Here is a 19,383-nt window from a genome sequence, read left to right on the forward strand (position 1 = left end):
ATTAATCTGATTTGTGGCTTATGCCTGAGAGGATGGGGGATAGTTCACGGAAATGAAAAGCCGCGCCTGGTCAGGGGTGAAAAAAACGACGCAAACGACAGGAGTGTGAATTAACTCTCTTGACCCGGTGAAATAGCCCGGAAAAGGCCCTGCTATCGAAGCGGTTTTAAGGCAAACGCCTGAAGCTGATAGGGTGAAAAATTGTTACACTCTTTTTGACCGTTAATCCGGCTACTGGCATTGAAAATGCGTGAAAAGAGACGCCCTCTGCGTAGGGAGAGGGCGAAACTTTAATTAATCCAGCAGCGTCGCCCACTGCTCTACCCAGGGGTTCGAGACGCTTTCAGGCTCCGGGTGTTCGCTGGCGTCAATTTTTAGCATGTCGCCAACGCGCGTGCCGCCCTGCTCCTGCAATAACGCATCAAACTTCAGGCCGCCGCCGCAAAAGTTGGCGTAAGTGCTATCGCCAAGGGCGATAATGCCATAGCGCAAATGCGGCTGGTACATATCTTTGATACCTTCGTACAACGGCACAATATTATCCGGTAAATCCCCCTGCCCGGTGGTTGATGTCACGACCAGCGCATATTTCCCGGTATATGATTCCCAGTCATTGACCTCCGGATCTTCAAAGACCGTCGCCTGATGTCCCAGTCCACTCAGAACGGCCTGCGCCTCTTCGGCGACCAGCAGTGAATTTCCATACATCGTGCCGACAAAAATGCCAACTTCTGCCATGACTATCTCCCTGAATTAACCTGACTCTCTTCATCCTGACCGCAGTCGCCGACAAACTCAACCCTTTCAATTAGCGGGAGAAGGCCGCGCCAGCCAAACTGCGACAGCGCGCGCATCCAGATATCATCCAGACCGGCGCGAATCACCAGCGGCTCGCCGGTAAAGGGATGCGTTAATGAGAGCTGGCTGGCATGGAGCATCAGCCGTTCACAGCCAAAATGTTCCGCCGCGCTGCGATTCTGCCGCAGATCGCCATGCTTACTATCGCCGATAATCGGATGACGAAGATGAGCGAGATGGCGGCGTAGCTGATGTTTACGTCCGGTTTTCGGCTCCAGTTCCACCAGACTATAGCGAGTGGTGGGATAACGCCCGGTCGCGACCGGCATGTCTACCGTCGCCAGGCCGCGGTAATGGGTCACCGCTGGCTGTGGACCTTTATCTCCACGGGCGAATTTATCGGCGATTTTATCCAGCTCTTCAACCAACGGGTAATCAAGCACCGCCTCTTCGTTCAGCCAGCCGCGGACTATCGCATGATAACGTTTCTGCATTTGATGCTGTTCGAACTGCTGCGCGAGCAACCTACCCGCTTCGCTCGACAACCCCATCAACAGCACACCGGAGGTTGGACGATCGAGGCGATGAGCGGTGAACACGTGCTGGCCTATCTGATCGCGCACGGTCTGCATCACCACCACTTTTTCATCACGATCCAGCCAGCTACGATGCACCAGCCAGCCTGAAGGTTTGTTCACCGCCACCAGCCACGCGTCCTGATACAGGATCTCCAGCATCACGCTTCGCCGCCAGAAAACAGCGCATCCAGCCGTACCAGTTCAGCCAGTATCTTCTCACGCAACGGGTGAGTATTATCCAGAGCCATTTCATAATAAGGCGCGACAGCGAAGTTCTGCGGCAGCGGCTGTTCGTTTTCCAGAAGCTGGCTCATACGCGGGATTAATACCCACTGCAGCCACTCCAGTGGCGCCATGGTATCGAGACAGAACGGTTGCTCGCTGGCGAAAGCGCGGCGATCGGGCGCATTATCCTGCCAGTGTTCCGTTGCGCGCAGCAGCGCCTCAATGGCGTGCAGACGTTCGCGCACGCGATGGTGAAGAGTCATGGGAAACCTCGATGAGTGGTAAACCGGCGCAGGATAGCAAATTCAGAAGAGAAATAAAAAAAGGGAGCACTGTATCAACAGTGCTCCCGGTTCGTTTGGCAGCAATCCAGCTACATTGGTGCTCCCTGCTCGTCCTTGAAAACTTTTCCTGGGGTCTCCTGACCATGTTCATCCATAAACTTATGCGTCCTGCTTCCACACCACCCCGATGTGAAATAACTCATCCATAAGTTCGTCCTGATCGTCCTGATCCACCGAACGTCCTGAGCGGCTCTCGTTCTCCCTCCTGGAGGTGTCCCTTAACGCCATCCCGGCGGGTCCTGTAGAAGCGTCATCATCCTGATGTTCGCTTCATTTCGCGACTTCCTGTCGACGTATATAGAATCTCTGATTCCGCTTCGTCTTACAACCCTTGTTAAGACAATACCTTAAGATTTATCGCCGGTTGGGCAAATGGAAAAATAGATAACAATTTGAATAATATCAATTTTATCAAAACAACGATGCCAGAGGAGCGGTTTAAATAATGCCGATCTCTTACACATCTTGTAAGAGATCTCTCACAAAGGTTCAGGCACGGTGATTACAGAAATGGCTTAAGTTGATTAAGAAAACTCACGAGTGAAGGAGAAAGTGTTGTTCTTCTGCGGGTGCCAAGCGTCTCTTTAATCACTTCACCGCTGATATTGCACACCGAAATCACCTCCAGTTCACTCTCCAGCGTGGCGATAAACAACGTGGGTGACAGCTTCAAACGCTTTTGCACGACCAGATGACCAATGAGGTTCTCCTGCATTCGCTGAAAATCATCCGGATTCCAGCTTTGCAGCAATGTCATGGTTTCATCGGCAAAACAGGCCTGCATATCACCGGCAAACTGGGTGGTATAATAAGAATGAAGCGCTTGTTGTACCACAATCTCCAGCGCCCGTTCAACCGCGTTAATATTTTGCGCTAAAGAAAACGGTTGCGGCTGCCAGAAAACGCCGTTCCCTTCCGTGCCGCTGATGCACGGAGACGGAATGCCGTAAAGCTCTTCGCTACGCGGCAGGGTGGAGTACCGCTGCTGCCATGCTTCGCAATAACGTTGGGTAAATGCTTGTAGCGCTTCTGCGGTTTGCTGCTCCACCGGTTTCTCTCTTCATGTCAGACAGGATACACTTGGCATATAGTGTAACCGCTTTGACGATGGTGAAACATGTCTTCTTACGATAATCATCAGGCGCTGTCTGGCCTGACGCTCGGTAAATCAACCGATTACCGCGATACCTACGATGCCAGCCTGCTTCAGGGCGTACCGCGTAGCCTGAATCGCGAGCCGCTGGATCTGCACGCTGATAACCTGCCGTTTCACGGCGCCGATATCTGGACGCTATATGAACTTTCATGGCTGAATGCCAAAGGCCTGCCGCAGGTCGCCGTTGGCCATGTTGAAATAAGCGACACCAGCGTAAATCTGGTGGAGTCAAAAAGCTTCAAGCTCTATCTCAATAGTTTTAACCAGACACGCTTTGCCGACTGGCAGAACGTTCAGGAAACACTGGCGCACGATCTCAGCGCCTGTGCACAGGGCGAGGTCAAGGTGTCTCTTTATCGCCTCACTGAACTGGAAGGACAGCCAATAGCGCCCCTGCACGGTACCTGCATCGACGATCAGGACATTGAAATCGATAACTACCAGTTCAGCGCCGACTACCTGCAAGGTGCCGCTTCCGGCAAGGTGGTCGAAGAGACGCTGGTCAGCCATCTACTGAAGTCCAACTGCCTGATAACTCACCAGCCTGACTGGGGCTCAATACAAATCCAGTATCGCGGGGCGGCAATCGATCGCCAAAAGCTACTGCGCTACCTGGTGTCATTCCGTCACCACAACGAGTTTCACGAACAGTGCGTGGAACGGATTTTCAACGATATTCAGCGTTTCTGCCAGCCGGAATCCCTTTCCGTTTATGCGCGCTACACGCGACGCGGCGGCCTGGACATCAACCCGTGGCGCAGTAACACCGAATTTGCTCCGGCTATCGGTCGCCTCGCCCGTCAATAGTAAACATTCTTACAATTTGCGTGCGTTAACGCGCGCGCAAAGTTGTGAAAACGCCGTCAGCAGGGCTATTGTAATCACAGGAAGACGATAATGGTCCTGTAAGGAGTTCACTTGATTACACATGTTAGCCCGCTTGGTTCAATGGATATGCTGTCACAGCTGGAAGTGGATATGCTTAAACGCACCGCCAGCAGTGACTTGTATCAACTCTTTCGCAACTGCTCACTTGCTGTGCTCAACTCAGGGAGTCTGACCGATAACAGCAAAGAGCTTCTGTCTCGTTTTGAAAACTTCGATATTAACGTGCTGCGCCGCGAACGCGGCGTGAAGCTGGAACTGATCAACCCGCCAGAAGACGCCTTCGTTGACGGGCGAATTATCCGTTCCCTGCAGGCCAACCTGTTTGCTGTACTGCGCGATATCCTGTTCGTCTACGGTCAGATCCACAACACCGTTCGCTTCACGAATCTCGACTTAGAAAGCTCGGTTCATATCACTAACCTTGTATTTTCTATTCTGCGTAACGCCCGCGCCCTGCACGTCGGCGAAGCGCCAAATATGGTTGTCTGCTGGGGCGGCCATTCAATTAATGAAAACGAATATCTGTATGCCCGCCGGGTCGGCACACACCTGGGCCTGCGCGAACTGAATATCTGTACTGGCTGTGGGCCGGGTGCGATGGAAGCGCCAATGAAAGGCGCCGCTGTCGGCCACGCGCAGCAGCGTTACAGAGACAGCCGCTTTATCGGTATGACCGAGCCATCCATTATTGCCGCCGAGCCGCCAAATCCGCTGGTGAACGAACTGATCATCATGCCGGATATCGAAAAACGCCTTGAGGCGTTTGTGCGTATCGCCCACGGCATCATTATCTTCCCGGGAGGGGTGGGGACTGCGGAAGAACTGCTCTATCTGTTGGGCATTTTAATGCATCCGTCAAACAAGTCCCAGGTCCTGCCGCTGATCCTGACAGGGCCAAAAGAGAGCGCCGATTATTTCTGCGTGCTGGATGAGTTTATTGTGCATACCCTGGGTGAATCCGCCCGTCGTCACTATCGCATTATTATTGACGATGCCGCGGAAGTTGCGCGTCAGATGAAAAAGGCGATGCCGCTGGTGAAAGAGAACCGTCGCGAATCCGGCGACGCCTACAGCTTCAACTGGTCGATGCGTATTGCCCCTGATCTGCAAATGCCGTTCGATCCAACCCACGAAAATATGGCTAATCTCAAGCTATACCCGGATCAGCCCGCGGAAATACTGGCTGCGGATCTGCGTCGCGCTTTCTCCGGTATCGTCGCTGGTAATGTGAAAGAGGTGGGTATCCAGGCTATTGAAAAGTTCGGCCCCTACAAAATTCATGGTGACGCAGAAATGATGCGCCGCATGGATAATCTGCTACAGGGCTTTGTTGCCCAGCATCGAATGAAGTTACCAGGCGGTACCGCCTATATCCCTTGCTACGAAATCTGCTCCTGAATGCTCTTTTCTTCTTCTCCCGGGCGGCGGATAACGCCTCGCCCGGGCTCTCCATCGCCGCTTCATCTGTAGCACTTTCCACACAGAGCGCCGCCGCTTAATAGCCAATACTGAGCATCACAAAAATATCACTAGAAAAAATGTATTTAAGCGGAAAACAGCATATTTTTACGCCCGCCCCCCACTGTCACATTAGTCATTATTCCTCCATATGCTGTAAATAATCATTCTTACATCACAAATATCTCACATATAAAAATAAACAGGCTATTGAACTAAAAATAACCACATTAAAAGCGAATTATGGTATTTGAGATCGCGATCACTGTCACATTCACCATATAAATGTATCTTCCCGCCCCGATTACCACGTACAAAATATTAAAAAACAAGCAAACAAAGACATTTAATATCACTAAATAATTTTAATTCATTATATTTTATTGATTTATCCAGGAGATACAGATGGAAACCACTCAAACCAGCGCCATCGTTTCGGATGCCATCCCGACTCGTAGCGGGTGGCGTAAGACAGATACCATGTGGATGTTGGGACTGTACGGCACCGCTATCGGCGCAGGCGTACTGTTTCTGCCAATCAACGCTGGCGTGGGCGGGATGATCCCACTGATCATTATGGCGATTCTGGCCTTCCCGATGACCTTTTTCGCCCATCGTGGTATGACCCGCTTTGTGCTGTCCGGTAAAAATCCGGGAGAAGATATCACCGAAGTGGTAGAAGAGCACTTCGGGGTTGGTGCGGGCAAGCTGATTACGCTGCTCTACTTCTTCGCCATCTACCCGATTTTGCTGGTGTATAGCGTAGCGATCACTAACACCGTTGAAACCTTCATGGCTCACCAGTTGCACATGACGCCGCCGCCGCGTGCAATACTTTCCCTGATTCTGATTGTCGGCATGATGACTATCGTGCGCTTCGGCGAACAGATGATTGTTAAAGCAATGAGCGTGCTGGTGTTCCCGTTCGTTGTCGCGCTGATGATTCTGGCGCTGTATCTGATTCCGCAATGGAACGGCGCGGCGCTGGAAACGCTGTCGCTGAACAGCGCCTCCGAAACCGGTAATGGCCTCTTAATGACCCTGTGGCTGGCTATTCCTGTCATGGTGTTCTCCTTTAACCACTCGCCGATTATCTCCTCCTTCGCCGTGGCAAAGCGCGACGAGTACGGCCTGGGCGCGGAAAAGAAATGTTCCGCTATTCTCGCACGTGCGCACATCATGATGGTGCTGACCGTGATGTTCTTCGTCTTCAGTTGCGTGCTGAGCCTCTCTCCGGCAGACCTGGCGGCGGCGAAAGAACAGAACATTTCTATTCTGTCTTACCTGGCGAACCACTTTAACGCGCCGGTCATCGCCTGGATGGCACCGATCATCGCGATGATCGCCATCACCAAATCCTTCCTCGGCCACTACCTGGGCGCTCGTGAAGGTTTCAACGGAATGGTTATCAAGTCTCTGCGCGGCAAAGGCAAATCCATCGAAATCAACAAACTGAACAAAATCACTGCGCTGTTCATGCTGGTTACGACCTGGATTGTCGCCACGCTGAACCCAAGTATTCTCGGGATGATTGAAACCCTGGGCGGCCCAATCATCGCGATGATTCTGTTCCTGATGCCAATGTATGCCATCCAGAAAGTCCCGGCGATGCGCAAATACAGCGGCCACATCAGCAACGTTTTCGTGGTACTGATGGGCCTGATTGCCATCTCCGCGATTTTCTACTCTCTGTTCAACTGAGTTTTGTCGCGCCGCTTTCCTGTGGCGCGTCCTTCCTGGGATTTAAGCAATGGATGCCCTATGATTAGCGTATTCGATATTTTTAAAATCGGCATTGGCCCTTCCAGTTCTCATACCGTCGGACCAATGAAGGCGGGCAAACAATTCACGGATGATCTGATTGCCCGCAATATTCTGACCGATGTCACCCGCGTCGTGGTGGATGTCTATGGTTCACTGTCGCTGACCGGTAAAGGTCACCATACTGACATTGCCATTATTATGGGTCTGGCGGGAAATCTGCCGGATACCGTCGACATCGACGCCATTCCGTTCTTTATTCAGGACGTGAACACTCACGGCCGTTTACTGCTGGCGAAGGGTCAGCATGAAGTGGCGTTTCCGGTCGATAAGTGCATGAATTTCCATGCCGACAACCTGTCTCTGCATGAAAACGGGATGCGTATTACCGCGCTGGCAGGCAACCAGCGTCTCTACAGCCAGACTTACTACTCTATCGGTGGCGGTTTTATCGTCGATGAAGACCATTTCGGCCTGACGCGTGAAGCGCCGATCGTCGTCCCTTACCCGTACAAAAGCGCCGGCGACTTACAGCGTCATTGTCGTGAAAGCGGGCTGTCGCTTTCCGGCCTGATGATGCAGAACGAACTGGCGCTACACAGTAAAGACGCGCTGGAACAACACTTCGCCGCGGTCTGGGAAGTGATGCGCGGCGGGATTGAACGAGGTATCACCACCGAAGGCGTCCTGCCGGGCAAGCTGCGCGTACCGCGTCGCGCCGCCGCGCTGCGCCGAATGCTGGTGAGTCAGGACAATACCAATAGCGACCCAATGGCCGTGGTGGACTGGATCAATATGTTCGCCCTGGCGGTGAACGAAGAGAACGCCGCCGGTGGCCGTGTGGTAACCGCGCCAACTAATGGCGCCTGCGGTATTGTGCCGGCGGTGCTGGCCTACTACGACAAATTCATCCGCAAGGTGAATGCCAACTCGCTGGCCCGCTATATGCTGGTCGCCAGCGCCATCGGTTCGCTATATAAAATGAACGCCTCCATCTCCGGCGCCGAAGTGGGCTGCCAGGGTGAAGTGGGCGTCGCCTGCTCAATGGCGGCGGCTGGCCTGGCCGAGCTGCTGGGCGGCAGTCCAGGTCAGGTGTGCATCGCGGCGGAAATCGGCATGGAACACAACCTCGGTCTGACCTGTGATCCGGTTGCCGGTCAGGTACAGGTGCCATGTATTGAGCGTAACGCCATCGCCGCGGTCAAAGCCGTCAACGCCGCACGTATGGCTCTGCGTCGCACCAGCGAGCCACGCGTGTGCCTTGATAAAGTGATCGAAACCATGTACGAAACGGGCAAAGATATGAACGCCAAATACCGCGAAACCTCACGCGGTGGACTGGCGATGAAGATCGTCGCCTGCGATTAACTCCTACCACGTTTCAGGATCTGTAGGCCGGATAAGACGCTCGCCGCCATCCGGCATTTATTGCCTGATGGCGCTTCGCTTATCAGGCCTACGGATCGCGCTATTTCGCAACACTCGCCTCCTGTCGCCCTGGATGTTACCCTGTCCCCAAATTTGTCAGGGAGAACACCGTGGCCGTCCATCTGCTTATCGTCGATGCACTGAATTTAATTCGCCGTATTCATGCGGTTCAAGGCTCGCCCTGCGCGGAGACCTGCCAGCATGCGCTTGAGCAGTTGATTGTCCACAGTCAGCCGACACACGCCGTCGCCGTATTTGACGATGAAGCGCGCAACAGCGGCTGGCGTCATCAACGTCTCCAGGACTACAAAGCCGGTCGTCCTCCTATGCCTGACGAGTTGCACAATGAAATGCCCGCAATACGCGCCGCCTTCGAACAGCGCGGCGTGCAATGCTGGGTTTCCAGCGGCAATGAAGCGGATGATTTAGCCGCCACGCTGGCGGTCAAGGTCACACAGGCCGGGCACCAGGCCACTATCGTGTCGACAGATAAAGGCTACTGCCAGTTGCTCTCCCCGACGCTGCGTATTCGCGATTATTTCCAGAAACGCTGGCTGGATGCGCCATTCATTGAGAAAGAGTTCGGCGTCATGCCGCAACAGTTGCCGGACTACTGGGGTCTGGCGGGGATCAGCAGTTCAAAAGTCCCCGGCGTGGCGGGCATCGGCCCCAAAAGCGCGACTCAATTGTTGGTTCAGTTTCAGACGCTGGAAGGGATTTATGCGCACCTCGACGAGGTGGTGGAAAAGTGGTGCAAGAAACTTGAAGCGCATAAAGAGATGGCATTTTTGTGCCGCGATATCGCGCGCCTGCAAACGGATCTCCATATTGACGGGAACCTGCAACAGCTACGGCTGATACGGTAGTTTTATTGCCGGATGGCGCGGCGCTTATCCGGCCTGCATTTCGTGCAATCCTGTCAGCCGGATAAAACGTTCACGTCGCCGTCCGGAAAATTACCAGGCGCTATGATACAGCTCGACGATGTCAGCAATACTCGCTTCACGCGGATTACCGCCGGTACACACATCATCAAATGCGGCCTGCGCCAGCGCCGGAATATCTTCTTTACGTACACCAACATCGCGCAGATGCAAAGGAATGCCCACGTCGTGATTAAGCGCAAACACCGCGTCGACTGCGGCATTACGCGCCTCCGCCAGGCTCATAGACTCCACTTTAGCGCCCATCGCGCGGGCAATATCGCGGAACTTCTCGCCGGTATAACCTGCGTTGTAGCGCATCACATGCGGCAGCAAAATTGCGTTCGCCACGCCATGTGGCGTGTTGTAAAACGCGCCCAACGGGTGCGCCATTCCGTGCACCAGCCCCAGACCAACGTTGGAAAAGCCCATCCCGGCAACGTACTGCCCCAGCGCCATCGCTTCCCCGGCATCCCGCTCGCCCGCAACGGAACCGCGCAGCGCCCCGGCAATAATCTCAATGGCTTTAATATGCAGCGCATCCGTCAACGCCCATGCGGCGCGGGTGATATAGCCCTCTATCGCATGAGTCAGCGCATCCACGCCGGTTGCCGCTTTCAGCGCGGGCGGCATGCCGTCCATCATGTCGGCATCAATAAACGCGACCTGCGGGATATCATGCGGATCGACACACACAAATTTACGCCGCTTTTCTTCATCGGTGATCACATAGTTAATGGTCACTTCCGCCGCCGTTCCCGCGGTGGTCGGAATAGCCATCACCGGCACGCTCGGATAACGGGTCGGCGACAGCCCTTCCAGACTGCGTACGTCAGCAAACTCCGGGTTATTGCTGATAATGCCGATCGCCTTACAGGTATCCTGCGGGGAGCCGCCGCCAATGGCAATCAGGTAATCCGCCCCGCTTTGTTGAAATGCGTTCAGTCCCTCTTTCACCACGCCGATGGTTGGATTCGGGATCACGCCATCGTAGATCGCCCATGCCAGCCCTGCGGCATCCATCTTCTCCGTGACGTTTCTGACCACACCGCACTGCACCAGCGTTTTGTCACTGACAATTAGCGCCTTGCGATAGCCCCGACGTTGAACTTCATCAGTTAACGCCGCCACCGCCCCCCGGCCAAACCATGCCGTTTCGTTGAGGATCATTCTGTTCGCCATAGCCCGTCTCCTTTGCTGTGCGAAATTACTCTTCGATACGTAATCCGTAGGTTTTGAATTTTTCCAGCACAATGGCGATAGCCTCATCATCCAGTACAGGCACCGGATCGGTAATCGCCAGCGTACTGAGGTACAGCTGCGCCAGCACTTCCACTTCATGCGCCAGCCACAGCGCTTTTTCCAGATTCTCTTCACAGGCGATCAGGCCATGATGTTGCAACAGCGTCGCTTTGCGATTTTTGAGCGCCTCAGACGCATATTCGGACAGCTCGCGGGTACCAAAAGTCGCGTACGGCGCGCAGGGAATAGAATTACCGCCCGCCGCAGCAATCATATAATGAATAGCCGGAATCGGACGGTTGAGGATTGAAACCGCGGTGCAGTGAACCGCATGGTTGTGGACGACAGCATTAGCATCAGGGCGCGTCTGATAGGCCGCCATATGGAAACGCCACTCACTGGAGGGCAGTTTGCCCTGTTCATGCTGACCCTCGGCGTTAATATAGACAATGTGTGCTTCTGTTAACTTTTCATAAGGAATACCCGTTGGCGTTATCAGCATCCCGCCCTGATAACGCACGCTCACATTACCTGCTGTCCCCTGGTTCAATCCCAGTCGGGTCATTTCCAGGCAGGTATCAATAATCTGCCGGGCCAGTCTATTTCGTTCCATTCTTTACCTCTCTTTATGATGCTCAATGCGACAACAGACAACTCGCCGGATGTTTCACCGACGCTGTTGAATAACTCAAATAGTTGTTCACCATCATCGTCGCGAATAATCAGAAAGGAATTTACATAAACCTGTTCTGTGATACTCCTCACTTATTTCCGCCAAAAAAGAAAGAAGTTGTGTATTTTCTATTTTCGAAAAATGCCCGTTCTTACTAATACATAAAAAAACGGGCATTCCCGGAAAAAATGTAACAACTGACCGTTTTCCACATTATAAATTAAATCGGTCATCTCTTTTGTGGATTTTAGAATTAACTTACTCAAACGGTCATATTTTCCCGATTATTAAAGTGACAATAATCACATAAAATCACTCAATGCGTGCTAAATGTGACCGTCATCATATTAAAAGCCATTTTTTATTTGAAAATGAATTCATGAGTTCATCCCGTGACGTTTTTTTACTGTTTACCTCGTCCCGGAACTCACCTGATTTTTGCGGTTTGACGGGTATAACCGATCACTCACAAATGCTGCTGAACACGCTTCTGAACCAATGAGGATGCTATGGGAAACACAACAATACAAACGCAGAGTTTTCGTGCGGTGGAGACAGGGCAGAGCAAACGCTACATTATTCCTTTCGCCCTGCTGTGCTCGCTATTTTTTCTTTGGGCAGTAGCCAACAATCTTAACGACATTTTATTACCACAATTTCAGCAAGCCTTTACGTTAACTAATTTCCAGGCAGGTTTGATTCAGTCTGCTTTTTATTTCGGCTATTTTGTTATTCCCATCCCTGCGGGTATTCTGATGAAAAAGTTGAGTTATAAAGCGGGGATAATCACCGGACTATTTCTCTACGCTCTCGGTGCCGCATTATTCTGGCCGGCCGCAGAGATAATGAATTACACCTTATTCCTGATTGGCCTGTTTATTATTGCTGCAGGTTTAGGTTGTCTGGAAACTGCTGCCAACCCTTTTGTTACCGTATTAGGTCCAGAAAGTGGTGGGCACTTCCGTCTTAATCTGGCACAAACTTTTAACTCTTTTGGTGCCATTATTGCCGTGGTCTTTGGGCAAAGCCTTATTTTGTCTAATGTGCCACACAAATCACAGGATGTGCTCGATAAAATGACGCCGGAGCAGCTTAGCGCCTATAAACACAGTCTGGTGCTATCAGTACAAACCCCTTATATGATCATCGTCGCGATCGTCTTACTGATTGCGCTGTTGATTATGCTGACCAAATTCCCGGCGCTACAGAGTGACGATCATAGCGATGGCAACCAGAGTTCATTCATCGCTTCACTTTCCCGGCTGGTACGCATTCGCCACTGGCGCTGGGCGGTGCTGGCGCAGTTCTGCTACGTCGGCGCGCAAACCGCCTGCTGGAGCTACCTGATCCGTTACGCTATCGAAGAGATCCCCGGCATGACGCCTGGTTTCGCCGCCAACTACCTGACCGGCACGATGGTGTGCTTCTTTATCGGCCGCTTCTCCGGCACCTGGCTTATCAGCCGCTTTGCGCCGCATAAAGTGCTGGCAGCCTATGCCCTGTTCGCCATGATCCTGTGTCTGATTTCGGCGTTTTCCGGTGGTCATGTAGGTCTGCTGGCCCTGACCCTGTGTAGTGCATTTATGTCAGTTCAGTATCCCACCATTTTCTCGCTGGGTATCAAAAATCTGGGGCCGGACACCAAATACGGCTCCTCTTTCATCGTCATGACGATTATTGGCGGCGGTATCGTCACGCCGGTCATGGGTTTTGTCAGCGATGCCGCAGGCAACATCCCGACCGCTGAGCTGGTCCCGGCGCTCTGCTTTGCCGTCATCTTCATCTTTGCCCGTTTCCGTTCACAAGCGGCAACTAACTGAACATTTTTCCGAATAACGTAAGGAACCTGTAATGAAAAAAATCAGCTTACCGAAAATTGGCATTCGCCCGGTTATTGATGGACGTCGCATGGGGGTACGCGAGTCGCTGGAAGAACAAACCATGAATATGGCGAAAGCCACCGCCGCGCTGATCACAGAGAAACTGCGCCATGCCTGCGGCGCACAGATTGAGTGCGTGATTGCGGATACCTGCATTGCCGGAATGGCGGAATCTGCCGCCTGTGAAGAGAAATTCAGCAGCCAGAATGTTGGCGTCACCATTACCGTCACCCCCTGCTGGTGCTACGGCAGCGAAACCATCGATATGGACCCAATGCGCCCGAAAGCCATCTGGGGATTTAACGGCACCGAACGTCCTGGCGCGGTGTACCTTGCAGCAGCGCTGGCCGCGCACAGCCAGAAAGGCATTCCGGCATTCTCTATTTATGGCCATAACGTACAGGATGCCGACGACACCTCGATCCCTGCCGACGTTGAAGAAAAACTGTTGCGCTTTGCTCGCGCAGGTCTGGCGGTTGCCAGCATGAAAGGTAAAAGCTACCTCTCTGTGGGCGGCGTCTCAATGGGGATTGCCGGCTCCATTGTCGATCATAACTTCTTTGAGTCCTGGCTGGGGATGAAAGTGCAGGCGGTGGACATGACCGAGCTGCGCCGTCGCATCGACCAGAAAATCTATGACGAAGCCGAGTTGGAGATGGCGCTGGCGTGGGCGGATAAAAACTTCCGCTATGGCGAGGATCAGAACGCGCAGCAGTACAAACGCAATGAAGAACAGAGCCGCGCGGTGCTGAAAGAGGGCCTGCTGATGGCGATGTGCATTCGCGACATGATGCAGGGCAACAACAAGCTGGCGGAAAAAGGGCTGGTGGAAGAGTCGCTGGGATATAACGCCATTGCGGCAGGCTTCCAGGGCCAGCGCCACTGGACCGATCAATACCCGAACGGCGACACCGCCGAAGCGCTGCTGAACAGCTCCTTTGACTGGAACGGCGTGCGCGAACCGTTTGTCGTCGCGACCGAAAACGACAGCCTCAACGGCGTCGCGATGCTGCTGGGCCACCAGCTCACCGGCACCGCGCAGATCTTTGCCGACGTGCGGACCTACTGGTCGCCGGAAGCGGTAGAGCGCGTCACAGGCCAGCCGCTCACCGGCCTTGCGGAGCACGGTATCATTCACCTGATCAACTCCGGCTCTGCGGCGCTGGACGGCGCCTGCAAGCAGCGCGATAGCGAAGGCAAACCGACCATGAAGCCGCACTGGGAAATCAGCCAACAGGAAGCGGACGCCTGCCTGGCCGCTACCGAATGGTGCCCGGCGATCCACGAATACTTCCGTGGCGGCGGCTACTCCTCTCGCTTCCTGACCGAAGGCGGCGTGCCGTTCACCATGACCCGCGTGAACATCATCAAGGGTCTGGGGCCGGTACTGCAAATCGCTGAAGGCTGGAGCGTGGAGTTACCGAAGGAGATGCACGATCAGCTCGACGCCCGCACCAACTCGACCTGGCCGACCACCTGGTTTGCGCCGCGTCTTACCGGTAAAGGCCCGTTCACCGACGTCTACTCGGTGATGGCGAACTGGGGCGCGAACCACGGCGTACTGACCATCGGCCACGTCGGCGCTGACTTCATCACGCTCGCCGCCATGCTGCGTATTCCGGTCTGTATGCACAACGTGGACGAGGCGAAAATCTACCGTCCTTCCGCCTGGGCTGCGCACGGTATGGACAATGAAGGCCAGGATTATCGCGCCTGCCAGAACTACGGGCCGCTGTACAAACGTTAATGCGTCACTTCTTTGCCCGGGGGCGTAAGCTTACCGGGCCTACAATTTCGCATTTTGCAGGCCGGATCAGCGACGCGACATCCGGCAACGTTTCGGAGTTACTATGAAACAAGACGTCATTCTGGTTCTCGACTGCGGCGCCACTAACGTACGCGCGATTGCCGTTGACCGACAGGGAAACATTGTCGCCCGCGCCGCAACGGCTAATGCCAGCGATATGGCGGTAGAAAACAGTGCCTGGCATCAATGGTCTCTGGAAGCCATCCTGCAACGCTTCGCTGAGTGCTGTCAGCAGATTCGCAGAGAATTGTCATCCTGTCGGGTTCGCGGCATCACCGTGACCACCTTCGGCGTAGACGGCGCGCTGGTCGATGAACAGGGTCAGTTACTCTATCCGGTCATCAGCTGGAAATGCCCGCGTACCGCAGCAGTAATGGAGAGCATCAGCCGTTTTATGTCGCCGCAGCAGTTGCAGGCAATCTCCGGCGTCGGCGCATTTGCCTTTAATACGCTATATAAACTGGTGTGGCTAAAAGAAAACCACCCGCAGTTGCTCACACAGGCACACGCCTGGTTGTTTATTTCCTCGCTGCTCAACCACCGCTTAACCGGCGAGTTCACCACGGATATCACTATGGCGGGCACCAGCCAGATGCTGGATATCCAGCAGCGGGATTTCAGCCCGGAGATTTTACAGGCCACAGGGTTACCCCGCCGTCTGTTTCCACGGTTAGTTGAAGCGGGCGAACAGATTGGCACGCTGCAGAACAACGCTGCAAACCTGCTTGGGCTTGAGGCGGGTATTCCGGTGATCTCCGCCGGGCATGACACGCAGTTTGCCCTCTTTGGCGCCGGCGCAGAACAGGATGAACCGGTACTCTCGTCCGGTACGTGGGAAATCCTGATGGTACGCAGCGCTCAAGTGAACACGCCGCTGCTCAGCCATTATGCCGGTTCAACCTGTGAACTGGATAGCCAACCAGGGTTGTATAATCCGGGTATGCAATGGCTGGCATCCGGCGTGCTTGAATGGGTACGCAAACTGCTCTGGACGCCAGAAACGCCGTGGCAGACGCTGATAGAAGAAGCGCGCCTCATTCCCGCTGGCGCGGAAGGGGTGACGATGCACTGCGACCTGCTCGCCAGCCAAAATGCCGGCTGGCAGGGCGTAACGCTCAATACCACTCGTGGTCATTTCTATCGCGCCGCGCTGGAAGGATTAACCGAACAACTGGCGCGAAATCTGCAAACGCTACAAAAAATTGGCCACTTTAAAGCCGCAGAACTGCTGCTGGTTGGCGGCGGCAGCCGCAACGCGCTGTGGAATCAGATCAAAGCCAATATGCTTGATATTCCGGTAAAAGTACTGGATGACGCTGAAACTACCGTCGCTGGCGCCGCCATGTTCGGCTGGTATGGCATCGGTGAATTTACCAGCCCGGAACAGGCCAGAGCCCAGGTGAACTATCAATACCGCTATTTCTGGCCACAAACTGAACCCGAATTTATTGAGGGAGTGTGAGATGCTAAAGACTATTTCGCCATTAATATCCCCTGAGTTACTGAAAGTGCTGGCTGAAATGGGGCACGGGGATGAGATTATTTTTTCCGATGCCCACTTCCCGGCGCACAGCATGGGGCCGCAGGTGATTCGAGCCGATGGCCTGCTGGTCAGCGACCTGCTACAGGCAATTATTCCGCTGTTTGAGTTAGACAGCTATGCCCCACCGCTGGTGATGATGGCCCCCGTGGAAGGTGATACGCTCGACCCACAGGTCGAGCACCGTTACCGTGAAGCGCTTTCAGGCCCCGGCCCCTGTCCGGCGATCGTCCGTATTGACCGCTTTGCTTTCTACGAACGCGCGCAAAAAGCCTTTGCGATCGTTATCACAGGAGAGTGCGCGAAGTACGGAAATATTCTTTTAAAAAAAGGGGTAACGCCGTAATCTCATTCCGCAGCGCCCGTCTGATGCGGGCGCTCATCGAACACCAGGGTGAGAAAAATGAAAGCGGCACGCCAGCAAGCGATAGTAGACCTGCTCCTTAAGCATAACAGTCTGACCACCGAAGCCTTATCGCTGCAGCTTGATGTCAGCAAAGAAACCATTCGCCGTGACCTCAGCGAACTCCAGTCCCAGGGGAAAGTGCTGCGTAACCACGGGCGGGCAAAAGTGATTCACCGACAAAACCAGGACAGCGGCGACCCTTTTCACATCCGTCTAAAAAGCCACTATGCCCACAAAGCCGATATCGCTCGTGAATCCCTTGCCTGGATAGACGCCGGGATGGTGATCGCCCTTGATGCCAGTTCAACCTGCTGGTACCTGGCCCGCCAGTTGCCTGATATCGATCTGCATGTTTTTACCAACAGCCAACCGATTTGTCAGGAATTGAGCAAGCGCGAACACATTCAACTGACCTGCTCCGGCGGTACGCTACAACGTAAATATGGCTGTTACGTCAGCGCATCGCTTATCTCGCAACTCAAATCGCTGGAGATCGACCTGTTCATTTTTTCTTGCGAAGGTATCGACAGCGACGGGGCGCTATGGGACTCAAATGCGGTGAACGCCGACTTCAAATCGCTGCTGTTGAAGCGCGCTTCGCAATCATTGTTGCTGATTGATAAGAGCAAATTTAACCGTTCAGGAGAGGCGCGAATCGGACACCTCGATGACGTGACGTATATCGTTTCGGACGTATCACAGTCATAACGGCTGATGGCGACTTATTGCAGGCTGGATGCGTCGTGACGCGTTATCCAGCCTGCAATCGCCCTATCGCTCGTCGCGACGACCGCCAACAGCCGCCCACAGGCGGCGTGCGTGAACCGTCACCTCTTCACGATCGTGATACAACTGACGCGCCTGAATTTGCGCGTTGATACCGTGCTCGTCCAGCTGCTCCTGAATATAAGCCAGATTGCGCGACAACTCTTCATAACGTTTTTTCATCGGCAGCTTAAGGTTAAAGATCGTTTCACGACACCAGCCGTTCACCAGCCACTGCGCCATCAATGCCGCCACTTTCGCGGGTTTCTCCACCATATCGCAGACCATCCACGAAATGTTGTTACGATTCGGGCGATACCTGAAGCCATCTTCACGTAGCCATGTCACCTGCCCGGTATCCATCAGGCTTTGCGCCATCGGGCCGTTATCCACCGAAGAAACCCACATATTGCGTTGCACCAGTTGATAAGTCCAGCCGCCGGGGCAGGCGCCTAAATCCACGGCGTACATGCCGTTCGCCAGACGCTCATCCCACTCATCCGCCGGAATAAAAACGTGAAACGCCTCTTCCAGCTTCAGGGTTGAGCGACTTGGCGCATCGGCCGGGAACTTAAGGCGTGGAATGCCCATATAGAACGGCGAGTTGTTATGAGATAAGGAGTAACCCGCGTAGCAACAGCCGGGAGCGATAAAGAACACATGCACCACCGGGCGCTTCGGCGTTTCATAATTGGTCAGTACGCCCGCGTCGCGCAGTGCCGCACGCAACGGTACCGTAAATTTACGGCAAAACTTCATCAGTTCTTTGCTTTCGTTGGTATCGGCCACTTCAACCCGCAGCTCGCCGCCTTTTTCCACAACGCCCTGTAGCATCCCGACAATCGGCGTAATGCGATCCTCCGGCGGCAGGTCGCGCAGCAGTTCACCGGCCACAAACATCTGGCGAGCAAACACCAGCGAGCTGAACGGCAGTTCGCGCACCAGCTTTTCGCCGTCTTCCGCCTGATAACACTCAAAAATCACGTAGCCGGAGTCCTCTTTAACTCGGGCAAAACCAAAGATCTCAAGACGGGAGGCTTTATCGGTAATTTCCGCTGCGCACTCTTTCTCAAACCCAGGGCGACAATAGAGAACAACTTTATTCATGAACAACGCCCTTACGTTTCAGACGAATTGCACCAATTAACATTAATACCCAACCGGCCAGAAAGCAGACGCCGCCGACCGGCGTAACGAACGCCCACAGGCGTAAATGGGATAGCGCCAGACAATACAGACTGCCGCTAAAAAGAACGATACCGAGCGCCATAAAGACGCTGCTCCAGTAAAACCAGATGCTGATTCGACGCTGCATCGCCACCGCCAGGCCAAAAATCGCCAGCGTGTGGACGGCCTGATACTGCAGACCGGTGTGTAACCAGCCCATCTCCGCAACGCCCAACGTTTTACTTAATACATGCGCACCAAAAGCGCCCAGAGCCACAAAGATAAAACCGCTTATCGCGGTGAATATCAGCATAAAACGGCTGGTCATGTGAGTATCCTACAAT

18 protein-coding genes are annotated in these 19,383 nt (G+C 53.8%); 10 read left to right on the plus strand and 8 right to left on the minus strand.

The annotated features are described in order from the left end of the window. Nucleotides 1-294: 294 nt before the first annotated feature. From FN037_RS14530 to syd, 4 genes are all read right to left on the minus strand, one after another. Nucleotides 295-738 (minus strand): flavodoxin, encoded by a 444-nt coding sequence (locus FN037_RS14530; protein WP_138360076.1) that lies wholly within the window; start codon nucleotides 736-738, stop codon nucleotides 295-297. A 2-nt stretch (nucleotides 739-740) separates the two neighbouring features. Continuing rightward, complete coding sequence (gene truC / locus FN037_RS14535; RefSeq protein ID WP_138360209.1) at nucleotides 741-1,535, minus strand: tRNA pseudouridine(65) synthase TruC; 795 nt, start codon at nucleotides 1,533-1,535, stop codon at nucleotides 741-743. Further along, a complete protein-coding gene (locus FN037_RS14540; RefSeq protein ID WP_138360077.1) occupies nucleotides 1,535-1,864 on the minus strand; it encodes a YqcC family protein in 330 nt (109 codons plus the stop codon). Before FN037_RS14540 ends, truC begins: the two co-directional genes overlap by 1 nt. Nucleotides 1,865-2,447: 583 nt before the next feature. After that, nucleotides 2,448-2,993 carry a SecY-interacting protein gene (gene syd / locus FN037_RS14545; RefSeq protein ID WP_142502538.1) on the minus strand — a complete coding sequence of 182 codons (546 nt, stop codon included), beginning with the start codon at nucleotides 2,991-2,993 and terminating at the stop codon, nucleotides 2,448-2,450. A gap of 69 nt (nucleotides 2,994-3,062) precedes the next feature. Here syd and queF point away from each other — a divergent pair, with 69 nt between their 5' ends. From queF to xni, 5 genes are all read left to right on the plus strand, one after another. After that, on the plus strand, nucleotides 3,063-3,908 hold the full coding sequence (gene queF, locus FN037_RS14550) for an NADPH-dependent 7-cyano-7-deazaguanine reductase QueF (RefSeq protein ID WP_142502539.1): 846 nt from the start codon (nucleotides 3,063-3,065) through the stop codon (nucleotides 3,906-3,908). A gap of 111 nt (nucleotides 3,909-4,019) precedes the next feature. Then, the gene (gene ppnN, locus FN037_RS14555; protein WP_138360080.1) at nucleotides 4,020-5,387 is read left to right on the plus strand and encodes a nucleotide 5'-monophosphate nucleosidase PpnN; all 1,368 of its coding nucleotides are present in this window, start codon (nucleotides 4,020-4,022) and stop codon (nucleotides 5,385-5,387) included. A 465-nt stretch (nucleotides 5,388-5,852) separates the two neighbouring features. Further along, entirely contained in the window at nucleotides 5,853-7,148 is a 1,296-nt protein-coding gene (locus tag FN037_RS14560; protein WP_142502540.1) for an HAAAP family serine/threonine permease, read from the plus strand. Nucleotides 7,149-7,208: 60 nt separating this feature from the next. Continuing rightward, nucleotides 7,209-8,576: an L-serine ammonia-lyase gene (locus FN037_RS14565; RefSeq protein ID WP_138360082.1), complete on the plus strand. Its 1,368-nt coding sequence runs from the start codon at nucleotides 7,209-7,211 to the stop codon at nucleotides 8,574-8,576. Between the two features lie 170 nt (nucleotides 8,577-8,746). Further along, entirely contained in the window at nucleotides 8,747-9,502 is a 756-nt protein-coding gene (xni, locus tag FN037_RS14570; RefSeq protein ID WP_142502541.1) for a flap endonuclease Xni, read from the plus strand. Between the two features lie 90 nt (nucleotides 9,503-9,592). On the opposite strand, the gene fucO is transcribed toward xni, so the two are convergent. Both fucO and fucA read right to left on the minus strand, forming a co-directional pair. After that, nucleotides 9,593-10,741: a lactaldehyde reductase gene (gene fucO, locus FN037_RS14575; protein ID WP_142502542.1), complete on the minus strand. Its 1,149-nt coding sequence runs from the start codon at nucleotides 10,739-10,741 to the stop codon at nucleotides 9,593-9,595. 25 nt (nucleotides 10,742-10,766) lie between these two features. Continuing rightward, complete coding sequence (gene fucA / locus FN037_RS14580) at nucleotides 10,767-11,414, minus strand: L-fuculose-phosphate aldolase (protein WP_142502543.1); 648 nt, start codon at nucleotides 11,412-11,414, stop codon at nucleotides 10,767-10,769. 569 nt (nucleotides 11,415-11,983) lie between these two features. Here fucA and fucP point away from each other — a divergent pair. From fucP to fucR, 5 genes are all read left to right on the plus strand, one after another. After that, nucleotides 11,984-13,294 carry an L-fucose:H+ symporter permease gene (gene fucP, locus FN037_RS14585; protein WP_138360086.1) on the plus strand — a complete coding sequence of 437 codons (1,311 nt, stop codon included), beginning with the start codon at nucleotides 11,984-11,986 and terminating at the stop codon, nucleotides 13,292-13,294. A gap of 31 nt (nucleotides 13,295-13,325) precedes the next feature. Then, a complete protein-coding gene (fucI, locus tag FN037_RS14590; RefSeq protein ID WP_138360087.1) occupies nucleotides 13,326-15,101 on the plus strand; it encodes an L-fucose isomerase in 1,776 nt (591 codons plus the stop codon). Nucleotides 15,102-15,204: 103 nt separating this feature from the next. Next, a complete protein-coding gene (fucK, locus tag FN037_RS14595) occupies nucleotides 15,205-16,623 on the plus strand; it encodes an L-fuculokinase (protein WP_142502544.1) in 1,419 nt (472 codons plus the stop codon). Nucleotide 16,624: 1 nt separating this feature from the next. Then, entirely contained in the window at nucleotides 16,625-17,047 is a 423-nt protein-coding gene (gene fucU / locus FN037_RS14600) for an L-fucose mutarotase (protein ID WP_142502545.1), read from the plus strand. A 57-nt stretch (nucleotides 17,048-17,104) separates the two neighbouring features. Then, nucleotides 17,105-17,815: an L-fucose operon activator gene (fucR, locus tag FN037_RS14605; RefSeq protein WP_138360090.1), complete on the plus strand. Its 711-nt coding sequence runs from the start codon at nucleotides 17,105-17,107 to the stop codon at nucleotides 17,813-17,815. A gap of 63 nt (nucleotides 17,816-17,878) precedes the next feature. Here the strand turns inward: fucR and rlmM are convergent, their stop codons facing one another. Further along, on the minus strand, nucleotides 17,879-18,979 hold the full coding sequence (gene rlmM / locus FN037_RS14610; RefSeq protein ID WP_142502546.1) for a 23S rRNA (cytidine(2498)-2'-O)-methyltransferase RlmM: 1,101 nt from the start codon (nucleotides 18,977-18,979) through the stop codon (nucleotides 17,879-17,881). Then, nucleotides 18,972-19,367, minus strand: a complete 396-nt coding sequence (locus FN037_RS14615; protein WP_138360092.1) for a DUF423 domain-containing protein — start codon at nucleotides 19,365-19,367, stop codon at nucleotides 18,972-18,974. Before FN037_RS14615 ends, rlmM begins: the two co-directional genes overlap by 8 nt. Nucleotides 19,368-19,383 lie beyond the last annotated feature (16 nt).

The sequence above is a fragment of the Klebsiella sp. 2680 genome, from assembly GCF_900198535.1.
Classification (GTDB): Bacteria; Pseudomonadota; Gammaproteobacteria; order Enterobacterales; family Enterobacteriaceae; genus Klebsiella; species Klebsiella indica.

What these genes read in the sequence shown, in the direction of transcription:
- FN037_RS14560 (WP_142502540.1), top strand. Translation starts at nt 5,853, where the DNA reads ATGGAAACCACTCAAACCAGCGCCATCGTTTCGGATGCCATCCCGACT.
- FN037_RS14615 (WP_138360092.1), bottom strand. Translation starts at nt 19,367, where the DNA reads ATGACCAGCCGTTTTATGCTGATATTCACCGCGATAAGCGGTTTTATC.
- rlmM (WP_142502546.1), bottom strand. Translation starts at nt 18,979, where the DNA reads ATGAATAAAGTTGTTCTCTATTGTCGCCCTGGGTTTGAGAAAGAGTGC.
- FN037_RS14540 (WP_138360077.1), bottom strand. Translation starts at nt 1,864, where the DNA reads ATGACTCTTCACCATCGCGTGCGCGAACGTCTGCACGCCATTGAGGCG.
- fucR (WP_138360090.1), top strand. Translation starts at nt 17,105, where the DNA reads ATGAAAGCGGCACGCCAGCAAGCGATAGTAGACCTGCTCCTTAAGCAT.
- fucU (WP_142502545.1), top strand. Translation starts at nt 16,625, where the DNA reads ATGCTAAAGACTATTTCGCCATTAATATCCCCTGAGTTACTGAAAGTG.
- fucO (WP_142502542.1), bottom strand. Translation starts at nt 10,741, where the DNA reads ATGGCGAACAGAATGATCCTCAACGAAACGGCATGGTTTGGCCGGGGG.
- fucI (WP_138360087.1), top strand. Translation starts at nt 13,326, where the DNA reads ATGAAAAAAATCAGCTTACCGAAAATTGGCATTCGCCCGGTTATTGAT.
- fucP (WP_138360086.1), top strand. Translation starts at nt 11,984, where the DNA reads ATGGGAAACACAACAATACAAACGCAGAGTTTTCGTGCGGTGGAGACA.
- fucK (WP_142502544.1), top strand. Translation starts at nt 15,205, where the DNA reads ATGAAACAAGACGTCATTCTGGTTCTCGACTGCGGCGCCACTAACGTA.
- fucA (WP_142502543.1), bottom strand. Translation starts at nt 11,414, where the DNA reads ATGGAACGAAATAGACTGGCCCGGCAGATTATTGATACCTGCCTGGAA.
- FN037_RS14565 (WP_138360082.1), top strand. Translation starts at nt 7,209, where the DNA reads ATGATTAGCGTATTCGATATTTTTAAAATCGGCATTGGCCCTTCCAGT.
- truC (WP_138360209.1), bottom strand. Translation starts at nt 1,535, where the DNA reads ATGCTGGAGATCCTGTATCAGGACGCGTGGCTGGTGGCGGTGAACAAA.
- FN037_RS14530 (WP_138360076.1), bottom strand. Translation starts at nt 738, where the DNA reads ATGGCAGAAGTTGGCATTTTTGTCGGCACGATGTATGGAAATTCACTG.
- queF (WP_142502539.1), top strand. Translation starts at nt 3,063, where the DNA reads ATGTCTTCTTACGATAATCATCAGGCGCTGTCTGGCCTGACGCTCGGT.